At 63.9% G+C, this 13,315-nt stretch carries 12 protein-coding genes; 6 read left to right on the plus strand and 6 right to left on the minus strand.

All coding sequences use genetic code 11. The features are described from left to right. The gene (locus tag KY379_RS11655) at window positions 1-717 is read right to left on the minus strand and encodes an LrgB family protein (protein ID WP_133330176.1); all 717 of its coding nucleotides are present in this window, start codon (window positions 715-717) and stop codon (window positions 1-3) included. After that, the gene (locus tag KY379_RS11660; protein ID WP_133330174.1) at window positions 714-1,076 is read right to left on the minus strand and encodes a CidA/LrgA family protein; all 363 of its coding nucleotides are present in this window, start codon (window positions 1,074-1,076) and stop codon (window positions 714-716) included. The genes KY379_RS11655 and KY379_RS11660 overlap by 4 nt, the downstream gene beginning before the upstream one ends. A gap of 145 nt (window positions 1,077-1,221) precedes the next feature. Here KY379_RS11660 and KY379_RS11665 point away from each other — a divergent pair, with 145 nt between their 5' ends. From KY379_RS11665 to KY379_RS11675, 3 genes are all read left to right on the plus strand, one after another. Then, window positions 1,222-1,677 carry a MaoC family dehydratase gene (locus KY379_RS11665; protein WP_133330172.1) on the plus strand — a complete coding sequence of 152 codons (456 nt, stop codon included), beginning with the start codon at window positions 1,222-1,224 and terminating at the stop codon, window positions 1,675-1,677. A 70-nt stretch (window positions 1,678-1,747) separates the two neighbouring features. Beyond that, window positions 1,748-3,481, plus strand: coding sequence for a C13 family peptidase (locus KY379_RS11670; RefSeq protein ID WP_261240075.1), 1,734 nt, complete (start codon window positions 1,748-1,750; stop codon window positions 3,479-3,481). 28 nt (window positions 3,482-3,509) lie between these two features. Beyond that, complete coding sequence (locus KY379_RS11675) at window positions 3,510-4,154, plus strand: oxidoreductase (protein WP_133330168.1); 645 nt, start codon at window positions 3,510-3,512, stop codon at window positions 4,152-4,154. Between the two features lie 49 nt (window positions 4,155-4,203). Here the strand turns inward: KY379_RS11675 and KY379_RS11680 are convergent, their stop codons facing one another. The 4 genes from KY379_RS11680 to KY379_RS11695 form a co-directional block, all read right to left on the minus strand. Beyond that, window positions 4,204-4,491, minus strand: a complete 288-nt coding sequence (locus KY379_RS11680; protein WP_133330166.1) for a YceK/YidQ family lipoprotein — start codon at window positions 4,489-4,491, stop codon at window positions 4,204-4,206. After that, window positions 4,488-5,117, minus strand: coding sequence for a flavin prenyltransferase UbiX (gene ubiX / locus KY379_RS11685; RefSeq protein ID WP_133330164.1), 630 nt, complete (start codon window positions 5,115-5,117; stop codon window positions 4,488-4,490). Before ubiX ends, KY379_RS11680 begins: the two co-directional genes overlap by 4 nt. After that, window positions 5,114-6,463: a UDP-N-acetylmuramate:L-alanyl-gamma-D-glutamyl-meso-diaminopimelate ligase gene (mpl, locus tag KY379_RS11690; RefSeq protein WP_133330162.1), complete on the minus strand. Its 1,350-nt coding sequence runs from the start codon at window positions 6,461-6,463 to the stop codon at window positions 5,114-5,116. Before mpl ends, ubiX begins: the two co-directional genes overlap by 4 nt. Before the next feature lie 66 nt (window positions 6,464-6,529). Next, on the minus strand, window positions 6,530-8,443 hold the full coding sequence (locus KY379_RS11695) for a sigma-54-dependent Fis family transcriptional regulator (protein WP_133330160.1): 1,914 nt from the start codon (window positions 8,441-8,443) through the stop codon (window positions 6,530-6,532). A gap of 259 nt (window positions 8,444-8,702) precedes the next feature. Here KY379_RS11695 and KY379_RS11700 point away from each other — a divergent pair, with 259 nt between their 5' ends. From KY379_RS11700 to KY379_RS11710, 3 genes are all read left to right on the plus strand, one after another. Continuing rightward, window positions 8,703-10,223, plus strand: a complete 1,521-nt coding sequence (locus KY379_RS11700; protein WP_133330158.1) for an aldehyde dehydrogenase family protein — start codon at window positions 8,703-8,705, stop codon at window positions 10,221-10,223. A gap of 197 nt (window positions 10,224-10,420) precedes the next feature. Continuing rightward, window positions 10,421-11,869 (plus strand): ethanolamine permease, encoded by a 1,449-nt coding sequence (gene eat, locus KY379_RS11705; RefSeq protein WP_133330156.1) that lies wholly within the window; start codon window positions 10,421-10,423, stop codon window positions 11,867-11,869. A 49-nt stretch (window positions 11,870-11,918) separates the two neighbouring features. Further along, window positions 11,919-13,313 carry an ethanolamine ammonia-lyase subunit EutB gene (locus KY379_RS11710; protein WP_133330154.1) on the plus strand — a complete coding sequence of 465 codons (1,395 nt, stop codon included), beginning with the start codon at window positions 11,919-11,921 and terminating at the stop codon, window positions 13,311-13,313. Window positions 13,314-13,315: the final 2 nt, after the last annotated feature.

The following is a 13,315-nucleotide window of genomic DNA, read 5'->3' on the forward strand; positions in this document are numbered from 1 at the left end:
TCAAGCCACCAGGCTGACCGCCAACGGCAGGAACACCGCCGTGGCCACCCCCATGAGACTCATCGCCAGCGCGGCGAAGGCGCCGCATTCGTCACTTTCCTGCAAGGCCACCGAGGTACCGACCGCATGTGCGGTGATACCCAGGGACATGCCTCGCGCCTCCGGGCTGAGCACGCCCAGACGGGTCAGCAGGGCCGGGCCGAAAATCGCCCCGATGACCCCGGTAATCAACACGAACACCGCCGCCAATGCCGCCACCCCACCGATCTGCTCGGCGACCAGCATGGCGATCGGCGAAGTCACTGACTTGGGTGCCATGGTCATCAGGATCATGTGTTCGGCGCCGAACCACCACCCCAGCAACACGCACGCCACGGTGGCAAAAACGCCTCCGATTACCAGCGTAGTAAAGATCGGCCAGAACAGTTGGCGAATGCGCCGCAGGTTGAGGTAGAGGGGGACCGCCAGGGCCACCGTGGCCGGGCCCAGGAGGATATTCATGATCTCGGTGCTCTTGCGGTACTCGGCGTAGTCGATACCACTGAGCAACAGCACGCCGATCACCAGCAGCATCGACACCAGCACCGGCTGCAGGAAGATCCAGCGGGTTTTCTCGTAGGCCGCCAGGACCATTTGATAGGCGGCCAAGGTGATGCCGATGCCAAAGAGCGGATGATGCACCACCGCATCCACGGTCCCCTGCCAATCGAGGTTCATGGCTGCTCCTCGCGGGGGGCCTGGCGATGGATAAGCTTTTGCATCAGCACACCGACGAACACCAGGGTAAGCAGGCACGATACCAACAGCGCCCCGACAATGGCCCAGAAATCAGCGGCAATCGCCTTGGCATACACCATCACCCCGACCGCCGGAGGCACCAGCAGCAACGGCAGATAGCGCAGCAGGCTGCTGGCGGCCTCGTTCAGTGGCTTGCCGACCTCGCCGCGGGCCATGAGGAAGCACAGCAACAACAACAGACCGATGATCGGGCCCGGCAGAATCGGGGCAAGCAGATGATTGATCGCTGTACCCAGCAGCTGGAACAGCACCAGCCAGGTCAAACCACGCAACAGCATACGTCTCTCCTCGAGGCATCGCGGCCATTATAAGCATGCCGTGCCTGTATGCCGATATTCGGCAAAGTGCAGGCAACTTGACGGCAACCAGCGGCCGTGCTGATCTTGCACTCTCGTACCAACTAGAAGCCTCTGGAGAGTCGCCATGCCCCATGTACCGGTTACCGAGCTCGTGCAGCATGTTGGAAAGGAACTGGGTCGTTCCGACTGGCTCAAGATCGATCAGCAACGTATCGACCTGTTCGCCGAGGCTACCGGCGATTTCCAGTTCATCCACGTCGACCCACAACGGGCAGCGAATACCCCGTTCGGCAGCACAATCGCCCATGGTTTTCTCACCTTGTCGCTGTTGCCGATGCTGATGGAAGACATCCTGCTCCTACCCGAGGGGCTGAAGATGGTGGTCAACTATGGTCTGGACAGCGTGCGCTTCGTGCAACCGGTGAAGGTCGACAGCAAGGTGAGGCTCAAGCTGGAGCTTCGCGAAGTGACCGAGAAGCGACCCGGGCAATGGTTGCTGAAGGCAACCGCCACCCTGGAGATCGAAGGCGAAGAAAAGCCGGCCTACATTGCCGAGCCACTGACCCTCTGTTTCGTCTGAACGACATGGGGGCTGCTATGCAGCCCCCATTCTGCGGCATACTCGGCAGATCTTTTGCCCGGGTTCGACCATGCGTCCATTGTTGCCTCTCGCCCTGACCCTGTTGCTTGCCGCCTGTGGCGATGGCGAATCGTTATTGCCGCCGGACGCCCGCCTGCCCGACGGCGGGCGCTATCGAGGCGAGGTGGTGAATGGCCTGCTGCAGGGCCAGGGTCGTATCGACTACCCCAATGGCAGCTGGTACGCCGGCACGTTCAAGGATGGCCAATGGCACGGCCAGGGCGAATGGCACGGTAGCAATGGCGAGGTCTACCGCGGCCAGTTCGCCGAAGGGCTGTTCCAGGGCCTGGGCGACCTGACCACCCCAGGCAGCCACTACGCCGGCACCTTCAAGCATGGCCGGCGCGATGGCGAAGGCACGCTCAAGCAAGCCGATCAGACCTACCGGGGCCAGTTCAAGGACGATCAGTACGACGGTGCGGGCCAGCTCGAACTGGCTGACGGCAGCCGCTATCAGGGGCTGTTCGCCAAGGGCCAGCCCAATGGCGATGGCGTACGCAGCGACGCCAGCGGCAACCAGTTCAGCGGGCGTTTCGTCAATGGCCAACTGCAGGGCAGCGGCACCTACGACAGCGTCGACGGTGAGCAGTACATCGGTGAGTTCAAGGACAACCGTTTGGAAGGCCGGGGCCGCTATGAAAGCGCCGAGGGTGATGTGTGGATCGGCGAATTCAAGGATGGCTCGCTGATCGGCGAAGGCGAAATGCTCGCCAGCGATGGCAGCCACTACAAAGGCGAATTCGTCGACTGGCGCTTCGACGGCCAGGGCACCCTGCAACTGGCTGACGGCAGCCACTACAGCGGCGGCTTTGCCAACGATGCCTACCACGGCGCAGGTCGCCTGACCCTGGCCAACGGTAAGGTGCAGGCTGGTGAGTGGGTGAACGGCGTGCGCGTGCGCGACCAGCACGGCAAGCTGTTGCCCGACCCTCTCGACCTGGCCTTGCTCAACCAAGGCCGACTGCTCGACGAAGCACTGGCCAACGTGCCGCATTCGGCACCACCGATCCAACTGTACAGCCTGGTGGTGGCCGGAGATGGCCAGCAGAGCGTATTCCTGCGCGAAGCCGACTATGTCAGCAACATGCTGAAGGTGCGCTTCGGCGCCAGCGGCCAGGTAACCCTGGTCAATCACCGGGACCAGCTGGCGACGCGCCCGATGGCGACACGCGAGAGCCTCTCCCGCGCCGTGCGTACCCTGGCCGAGCGTAGCGGCCCGGAAGACCTGGTGTTCATCTACCTGACCAGCCACGGCAGCGCCGACCACCAGTTGGTGCTCGACCAGCCGCGCCTGCAACTGGCCGATCTGTCCGCTGCCGAGCTGAGCAGCGCCCTGGCCCCGCTGAAGGGCCGCGACAAGGTGATCGTCATCTCCGCCTGCTATTCCGGAGGCTACATCGCTCCGCTCAAGGACGAGCGCACGGTGATCATGACTGCAGCGCGAGCTGATCGGGTGTCGTTCGGCTGTTCGGAAGAGGCTGATTTCACCTACTTCGGCGATGCGTTGTTCGCCCAGGCACTGAATCAGACCGATGATTTGAAACAGGCGTTCGAACTGGCGCGAGCCACCGTTGCCGAACGTGAACAAAGGGAAGGTTTTGAAGCCTCCGAGCCCCAGATGTGGGCACCGCCTGCGGTCCTGGCGCACTGGCAGTGCCTGCGCCGGCAGCAGGCCGAGGAGGCCTTGCGCAACGCCGCACAGGCGAACGTGGGGGAACAGGCGAAAACGCCCGGCAACCACTAAACTCTGTGTGTAACAAGGGAGAGACATCATGTACTTGACGCCTCAGCATGTCCTGCTTGCCGGAGCCACGGGTCTAACGGGCGAACACCTGCTCGACCGCCTGCTCAACGAACCCACCATCAGCCGGGTACTGGCCCCAACGCGCCGCCCCCTGGCCGAGCATCCGCATCTGGAAAACCCGGTTGGCGACCCGGCAGTGTTTCTGCCACAGCTGGCCGGACGCGTCGACATCGCCTATTGCTGCCTGGGCACCACGCTCAAGCAGGCGGGGTCGGAGCAGGCGTTCCGTGCGGTGGACCTGGACATGGTCGTGGCCTTCAGCAAGCGTGCCCGGGAGATGGGCGCGCGGCACCTGCTGGTGGTCAGCGCGATCGGTGCCGATCCCAAGTCGTCGATTTTCTACAACCGGGTCAAAGGCGAGATGGAAGAAGCGCTCAAGGCCCAGGACTGGCCACAGCTGACCATCGTGCGGCCTTCACTGCTGCTGGGTGACCGCGTCGAGCCACGCCTGGGCGAGCGGATGGCGGCGCCGTTCGCGCGGTTTCTCCCAGGCAAGTATCGCGGTATCGAGCCCTGCACACTGGCGCGGGCGCTATGGCGACTGGCGCTGGAAGAAGAAGACGGGGTGCGCATCGTCGAGTCGGATGAGCTGCGTAGGCTCGGCAAGAAGTAATCCTGCGTTCAATCAGGCCTCTTCGCGCCAGTTCGGCGCGAAGAGGCCATCACAATCCACCGCTAGCCTGGAAACCGATGCCCGCCGCCGTCAGCAACGACAACGGCAGGAACAGGGTATCGAGCAGCATGCTCCCCGGCAGATCCAGGCGCGGATACGTCGGTGCCTCGGCGCCGAAGTGGTCCTTGGGGCAGCACCCGCCATTGATCACATACCAGTCCAGCCGCGTCCCGGCATACACCACCGGCGCCCCCGGCTTGTTGGCATCCAGGGTTCGCACGGTGGCGCAGCCGCCAAGCGTCATGCCCGCCAGCAGTATCACCAGCACGCGCTTCAATCATCGACCCCGAAGTGATGCTCGCCCCAGCGCGGGAGCATGTCCTGCGGAATGTTCAGCAGGTTGAGCACACGCGCCACGACGAAGTCGACCAGGTCATCGATGGTCTGCGGCTGATGGTAGAAACCCGGCGCAGCCGGCAGGATCACCGCCCCCATCTGCGACAGCTTGAGCATGTTCTCCAGATGAATCGTCGAGAATGGCGCCTCACGCGGCACCAGGATCAACTGCCGACGCTCCTTGAGGGTGACATCGGCGGCGCGCTCGATCAGGTTGTTGCAGGCGCCGGTGGCGATGGCCGACAGCGTACCGGTGGAGCACGGCACTACTACCATCGCCGCCGGAGCACCGGAGCCTGAAGCCACCGGCGACATCCAGTCCTCCTTGCCATACACCCGCACCTGGCCATCGGCGGCACCGGTGTACTCGGTCAGAAACGCCTGCATCGCCTGTGGCTTGGGCGGCAACACCACGTCGGTCTCGGTGGCCATCACCAGTTGTGCGGCCTTGGAGATGAGAAAGTGCACCTCGCGATCCTCGCGCACCAGGCAGTCGAGCAGGCGCAGGCCATACTGCGCCCCGGAGGCGCCGGTCATGGCCAGGGTGATGCGTTCCGGCCCGTTCACTTCAGGGCCTCGGCCAGCTTGCCGTGCAGGCCGCCAAAGCCGCCGTTGCTCATGATCACCACATGGGTGCCGGGACGCGCCTGGCCCTTGACCCGCTCGATGATCGCCTCGAGGCTGTCGGCCACCACGCTCGGCACCTTGCACTGCTCGGCGGTGGCCGCCAGGTCCCAACCGAGGTTGGCCGGGGCGTACCAGATGACCTGATCGGCGTCGTTGACGCTGTCCGGCAGGCCATCACGGTGGGCACCCAGTTTCATCGAGTTGGATCGGGGCTCGACCACCGCGATCACCGGCGCCTCGCCAACGCGCTTGCGCAGGCCATCGAGGGTGGTGGCGATAGCGGTCGGGTGATGGGCGAAATCGTCATAGATAGTCACGCCCTGAACTTCAGCGACCTTCTCCATACGGCGTTTGACACTCTTGAAGGCGCTCAGACCGTCGATGCCCATGGCCGGCACTACGCCGACATGGCGGGCGGCGGCCAGGGTCGCCAGGGCATTGGCGACGTTATGCTGGCCGGTCAGGGCCCAATCGACCACACCCTGTGGCTCGCCCTCGAACAGCACTTCGAAGCGCGACCCATCGGCGCTGAGCAGCTTGGCCTGCCACTGGCCGCCGGCTCCGGTGGTCTGCACCGGCGTCCAGCACCCCATGCCGATCACCCGTTCCAATGCCGGTTCGGTGGTGGGATGGATGACCAGACCCTCGCCTGGAATGGTCCGTACGAGGTGATGGAACTGCCGCTCGATCGACGCCAGGTCGGGGAAGATATCGGCATGATCGAACTCGAGGTTGTTGAGGATCGCGGTTCGCGGGTGGTAGTGGACGAATTTCGAGCGCTTGTCGAAGAAGGCACTGTCGTACTCATCGGCCTCGACCACGAAGAACGGCGTGTCGCCAAGGCGCGCCGACACCGAGAAATTCTGCGGCACACCGCCGATCAAAAAGCCCGGGCTCATGCCGGCATGTTCGAGTACCCAAGCCAGCATGCTGCTGGTGGTGGTCTTGCCGTGGGTACCGGCGACGGCCAGTACCCAGCGCCCCTGCAGCACGTGGTCGGCCAGCCACTGCGGGCCGGAGACGTAGGGCAGTCCCTTGTTGAGCACGTATTCCACTGCCGGATTGCCGCGCGACATGGCGTTGCCGATCACCACCAGATCAGGTGCCGGGTCCAGTTGCGCCGGGTCGTAGCCCTGGGTCAGCTCGATACCCTGGGCCTCGAGCTGGGTGCTCATCGGTGGATAGACGTTGGCGTCGGAGCCAGTGACGCGGTGACCAAGCTCCTTGGCCAGCACCGCCAGCGACCCCATGAACGTGCCGCAAATACCTAGAATGTGAATATGCATGGTCGACCTCGCAAAACTTCGAGGCAGGGTAGCCCAGGGCGAAGAAAATCGCACACGATGTTTCGCTCAGACGGCTCGGGTTATGCCGTGCTTGCGCAGTTTTCGATAGAGGGTATTGCGACTGATGCCCAGGTGCTCGGCGACGCGGGTCAGGTGCCAGCGATTGGCCTCCAGCATTTCCATTAGCGCCTGACGCTCGGCGCTCTGCAGTAGATCGACACCCTCCAATGTTCCAGACCCGATAACGGACCTGTGGGAGCGGGCCTCGTTGGCCCTGACCATAGTGGGAATGTCAGAGAATCGGATCAACGTGTCCTCGCACAGCGCCAGCAAAGTCCGCAGCACGGTACGCATCTGCCGCACATTGCCAGGCCAGGCAAAGTCCAGCAGCGCCTGCCGCGCCCGTGGCTCGATGGCGATGGCCTGGCCCTGGGCTTCCTGGCGCAGCAACAGGTCCAACAGCGCCGCCTTGTCGCTGCGTTCGCGCAGTGCCGGCAAGGTGACCTCCAAGCCGTTGAGCCGGTAGTACAGGTCCTCGCGGAAAGTGCCCTGCTCGACCCGTTCGAGCAGGTCGCGATGGGTGGCACTGACGATGCGCACGTCCACTGCCTGGGGCTCGCCCCCGATCGGCACCACCTGGCGCTCTTCCAGCACCCGCAGCAGACGCGTCTGCAGCGCCAGTGGCATGTCGCCGATTTCGTCCAGCAACAACGTCCCGCCATCGGCCTGCAACAGTTTGCCGCGCATACCCTCCTTGCGCGCACCGGTAAAGCTGCCGCCGCGATAGCCGAACAGCTCGCTCTCGATCAGGTTTTCGGGGATGGATGCACAGTTGACCGCCACGAACGGCTTGCCACGGCGCTGGCTGGCCTGGTGCACGGCCTTCGCGAACGCCTCCTTGCCGCAACCGGTCTCGCCGCATAGCAGCAACGGTACATCGCGCTCGAACACGCGAACGGCGCGCTGGAACTCGCGCTGCAGCGCAGGATCCAGCAGACATACACCGTTGGCCGGAGCTTGCACCGGCGCGGTACTGGCCGGCACCGACCACAACGGCCGTTGCGCTTGCCCGCGCAAGCTGGCGAAGAACCGTCGTCCGTCACGGGTTCGCAACGGCCAGGCGGTGCTGCCTGAGGGCGTGGCGCGGCTGAACAACTCATCGTGGCTGCAAGCGAAGCACTGCTCCATGGTCTGCCCCAGCAGGCCATCGCGCCGACAACCGAGCAGGTTCAACGCGCCTTGGTTGGCCGCGCAGATACGCCCATCGCCGTCGAACGCCAGCAGGCCTTCGCCCACCAGGCCGGGCGATTCGACCTGCAGGTGCAAGCGCAACAGCCAGTGTCGCTCGAAGTGACGCAAAAAATAGGCACTTTCGATCAGTTTGGCCGACAGGGTGACCAGGGCCATGGTGTGGAACTGACTCTGTCGCGACACGTCGGGGCGGGCCGAGGACACGTCGAGCACCGCCAGCAATTCGCCATGGGGGTCGAACACCGGGCTGGCCGAGCAGGTCAGGCCCGTATGACGGCCACGGAAGTGCTCATGTTGGTGAATGGTCAGGGCCTGACGCTCGACCAGGCAGGTGCCGATGCCGTTGGTGCCCTCACGCGCCTCGCTCCAGTCCGCACCCAGCCACAGTCCCGCGCGCTCGAACACGCGCCGCTCGGTCGGTGCGGTGACGCAGTTGAGGATCACCCCTCGGGCATCGGTGAGCAGCACCGCGTGACCGGCACCGGAGAGTTGCTGATGCAGGCTGTTCATCTCGCCGCCGGCGATTTCCAGCACCTGACACAGGCGCTCGCGGCTTTCGAGCAGCCGCTCGTGTTCAAGCACCAGCGGCGCCTGGATCAGTGCTGGGTCGAGGTGATAGTCCTCCAGGCAACGCAGCCAGGAGCGGGTGATCGACGGGTCACCGGTGGCCGCGCCGCGGGCGACGGTGTGCACCTGCCGGGCATGGCGGCTGAGTTCGTTGCTCTGCATTTGTTGTTTTGCTCCGCAGATAGAGACTTCACGTCAGCATCCTCCACCCGGGCGGGCTTTGCAATGCAGGTGCCGAGGGCGTGTCATCAACGGTACAAAGTGTCACCCCCCAGCGCGCCATGCCTGGCACGTTCCATCGCGCCTCCACTGCCGGGTCATGGTCCAAGCCGTTGATTGCATTGGCGCTGGCCACGCTGGCCCGGGCTTTGCTCTACGCTTCTCAACTCCACAACAAAACACATAAGCCAGGAGACACACCATGCGTTACGCACATCCCGGTACCGAGGGCGCGAAGGTTTCCTTCAAGAGCCGCTACGGCAACTACATCGGTGGTGAGTTCGTTCCTCCGGTCAAGGGTGAGTACTTCACCAACGTCTCTCCGGTGAACGGCCAGCCGATCGCCGAATTTCCCCGCTCCACTGCCGAAGACATCGACAAAGCCCTGGACGCCGCGCATGCCGCCGCCGATGCCTGGGGTCGCACTTCCGTACAGGACCGCTCCAATGTCCTGCTGAAAATCGCCGACCGCATCGAGCAGAATCTGGAAGTCCTGGCCATCACCGAAACCTGGGACAACGGCAAGCCGATCCGCGAAACCCTCAACGCCGATATTCCACTCGCGGTGGATCATTTCCGCTACTTCGCCGGCTGCATCCGTGCCCAGGAAGGCGGCGCCGCAGAAATCAACGAAGGCACCGTGGCCTATCACATCCATGAGCCGCTGGGCGTCGTTGGGCAGATCATCCCGTGGAACTTCCCGCTGCTGATGGCGGCCTGGAAACTCGCGCCGGCGCTGGCCGCAGGCAATTGCGTGGTGCTCAAACCCGCCGAGCAGACCCCACTGGGCATCAGTGTGCTGGTCGAGCTGATCGGCGACCTGCTGCCCAAGGGCGTGCTCAACATCGTCCAAGGCTATGGCCGAGAAGCCGGCGAAGCGCTGGCCACCAGCAAGCGCATCGCCAAGATCGCCTTCACCGGCTCCACCCCGGTCGGCTCGCACATCATGAAATGCGCCGCCGAGAACATCATTCCGTCCACCGTAGAGCTGGGCGGCAAGTCGCCGAACATCTACTTCGAAGACATCATGCAGGCCGAGCCGAGCTTTATCGAGAAGGCCGCCGAGGGCATGGTCCTGGCGTTCTTCAACCAGGGCGAGGTCTGCACCTGTCCATCGCGCGCCCTGGTGCAGGAGTCGATCTACCCGCAGTTCATGGAAGCGGTGATGAAGAAAGTCCAACAGATCAAGCGCGGCGACCCGCTGGACACCGACACCATGGTCGGCGCCCAGGCCTCGCAACAGCAGTTCGAGAAGATTCTCTCGTACCTGGAAATCGCCGAGAAGGAAGGCGCCGAGCTTCTGACCGGCGGTAAGGTAGAAAAACTCGAAGGCGCCCTGGCCACTGGCTATTACATCCAGCCGACCCTGCTCAAGGGCAACAACCGCATGCGCGTGTTCCAAGAGGAAATCTTCGGCCCGGTGGTCAGCGTCACCACCTTCAAGGACGAAGCCGAGGCCCTGGCCATCGCCAACGACACCGAGTTCGGCCTCGGCGCCGGCGTCTGGACCCGTGACATCAACCGCGCCTACCGCATGGGCCGTGGCATCAAGGCCGGTCGCGTGTGGACCAACTGCTACCACTTGTACCCAGCCCACGCCGCGTTCGGCGGTTACAAGAAGTCAGGCGTTGGCCGCGAAACCCACAAGATGATGCTCGACCACTACCAGCAGACCAAGAACCTGTTGGTCAGCTACGACATCAATCCGCTGGGCTTCTTCTAAACCGCGTTGCGGCATTCGCGGGCAAGCCCGCTCCCACAGGTCCCGTGATGGCCTCGGCCATCACACATTACCTGTGGAGGCGGGCTTCCATTGCCAAGCGGTTTCCGTGCACGAACCGCTCTGGCCCGCTTCCTGCAGTCTCGATCACCATCGGCCCGGAACCCCTCCGGACCTCAAGAAAAACAACAGGTGAATCCATGCCTAGCGATCACTCCACCGGCACGCCGGCGGGCTCTTCCGTCGATTTCGAAAAGGTCGGCTCCGACTACTTCCAACAACGTGAATTGAAAAAAGGTGCCGCCGGCTGGGTCCTGCTGGTAGGCCTGGGCGTTGCCTACGTGATATCCGGCGACTACGCCGGCTGGAACTTCGGCCTGGCCCAGGGCGGCTGGGGCGGTATGTTCCTGGCAACGCTGCTGATGGCCACCATGTACCTGTGCATGTGCTTTTCCCTGGCCGAGCTTTCTTCGATGATTCCTACCGCCGGCGGCGGCTATGGCTTCGCCCGCAGCGCTTTCGGCCCCTGGGGCGGCTTTCTCACCGGCACCGCGATCCTCATCGAATACGCCATCGCCCCTGCCGCCATCGCCGTGTTCATCGGCGCCTATTGCGAATCGCTGTTCGGCATCGGCGGCTGGATGATCTACCTGGCGTTCTACATCGTCTTCATCGGTATCCACATCTTCGGCGTGGGTGAGGCACTGAAGCTGATGTTCATCATCACCGCCATCGCGGCCATCGCCCTGGCGGTGTTCCTGGTGGGCATGGTGCCCCATTTTGATGCAGCCAACCTGTTCGATATCGCCAAGACCGACGCGGTCGGTGCCAGTAGCTTCCTGCCCTTCGGCTACGTCGGCGTGTGGGCGGCGATCCCCTATGCGATCTGGTTCTTCCTCGCCGTCGAGGGCGTGCCGCTGGCCGCCGAAGAGACCAAGAACCCCAAACGCGACCTGCCACGCGGCCTGATCGGCGCCATGCTGGTGTTGCTCGCCTTCGCCCTGTTGATCCTGGTGGTCGGCCCAGGTGGCGCGGGCTCCGAGGCCCTGAAAGCATCTGGCAACCCCCTGGTCGAGGCCTTGTCCAAGGCTTATGGCGGCAGTACCTGGATGGGCAGCTTCGTCAACCTGGTCGGCTTGGCGGGTCTGATCGCCAGCTTCTTCTCGATCATCTATGCCTATTCGCGGCAGATCTTCGCCCTGTCGCGAGCCGGCTACCTGCCACGCAAGCTCTCGGAAACCAACAAGAGCAAAGCCCCGGTCATGGCCCTGGTGATCCCCGGCATCATCGGCTTCGCGCTGTCGCTGACCGGCCAGGGTGACTTGCTGATCCTGGTCGCGGTGTTCGGCGCGACCCTGTCGTACGTGCTGATGATGGCCGCGCACATCACCCTGCGCATCCGCCGGCCGAAGATGGAACGGCCCTATCGCACCCCTGGCGGCATCGTGACCTCGGGCGTGGCCCTGGTCCTGGCGTGCATCGCCGTGGTGGCAGGCTTCCTGGTCGATCCGCGAGTGGTGATTGGCGCTGCGGTGATCTATGGGGTATTAATTGCCTACTTTGCTTTCTACAGTCGCCACCACCTGGTAGCGGGTACACCGGAAGAGGAATTCGCCGCGATCCAGCAGGCCGAAGAGGCGTTGAACTGATCGCCGACATCCGCCGCGGGCCACGCCCGCGGCGCTCTGGAGATTCTGTATGGCAAGTTTCGTACACACGGTGGGCAACCTGGTCTACCGCTTCGACAGCCTCCGGGAAGTCATGGCCAAGGCCAGTCCGGCGCGCTCCGGCGACTACCTGGCCGGTATCGGCGCCAGCAACGACGGCGAACGGGTCGCCGCGCAGATGGCCCTGGCCGATATCCCCCTCAGTCACTTTCTCAACGAAGCGCTGATTCCCTACGAGCAAGATGAAGTCACCCGGCTGATCGTCGACAGCCATGACGCCCAGGCTTTTTCCGCCGTCAGCCACCTGACCGTCGGCGGCCTGCGTGACTGGCTCTTGAGCGATGCGGCCAACGAGGACAGCCTGCGCGCCCTGGCCCCAGGGCTGACCCCGGAAATGGCGGCCGCGGTATCGAAGATCATGCGCGTGCAGGACCTGGTCCTGGTGGCGCAGAAAATCCGCGTGGTCACTCGTTTTCGCGGCACCATGGGCCTGCGCGGACGTCTGTCGACCCGCCTGCAACCCAATCACCCGACCGACGAACCGGCCGGAATCGCCGCCAGCATCCTCGACGGCCTGTTGTACGGCAATGGCGACGCCATGATCGGCATCAACCCAGCCACCGACAGCATCGCCTCGATCTGTGCCCTGCTGGAAATGCTCGACGCGATCATCCAGCGCTACGACATCCCTACCCAGGCCTGCGTGCTCACCCACGTGACCACCTCCATCGCCGCCATCGAGCGGGGCGTGCCATTGGATTTGGTGTTCCAGTCCATCGCCGGCACCGAGGCGGCCAACGCCGGCTTCGGCGTCAACCTAAACGTGCTGCAGGAAGGTTACGAGGCCGGCTTGTCGCTGCAGCGCGGCAGCCTCGGGCAGAATCTCATGTATTTCGAGACCGGCCAGGGCAGCGCACTGTCGGCCAACGCCCACCATGGGGTTGACCAGCAGACCTGCGAGACCCGTGCCTACGCCGTGGCCCGGCATTTCAAGCCGTTTCTGGTGAACACCGTGGTCGGCTTCATCGGCCCGGAATACCTGTACAACGGCAAACAGATCATCCGCGCCGGTCTCGAGGACCACTTCTGCGGCAAGCTCCTGGGCGTGCCGATGGGCTGCGACATCTGTTACACCAACCATGCCGAGGCCGACCAGGACGACATGGACACCCTGCTGACCCTGCTCGGCGTGGCCGGGATCAACTTCATCATGGGCATTCCTGGCTCCGACGACATCATGCTCAATTACCAGACCACCTCGTTCCATGATGCGCTCTACGCTCGCCAGACCCTGGGCCTGCGTCCCGGCCCGGAGTTCGAAGCCTGGCTGGAGCGCACCGGTATCTTTACCCAGGCCGATGGCCGAGTGCGCTTTGGCGACAACCTGCCGCCCGCCTTCCGCCAGGCCCTGGCGCAGCTCGCATAGGA

The organism is Pseudomonas sp. HD6422 (assembly GCF_025377065.1).
Classification (GTDB): domain Bacteria; phylum Pseudomonadota; class Gammaproteobacteria; order Pseudomonadales; family Pseudomonadaceae; genus Aquipseudomonas; species Aquipseudomonas putida_U.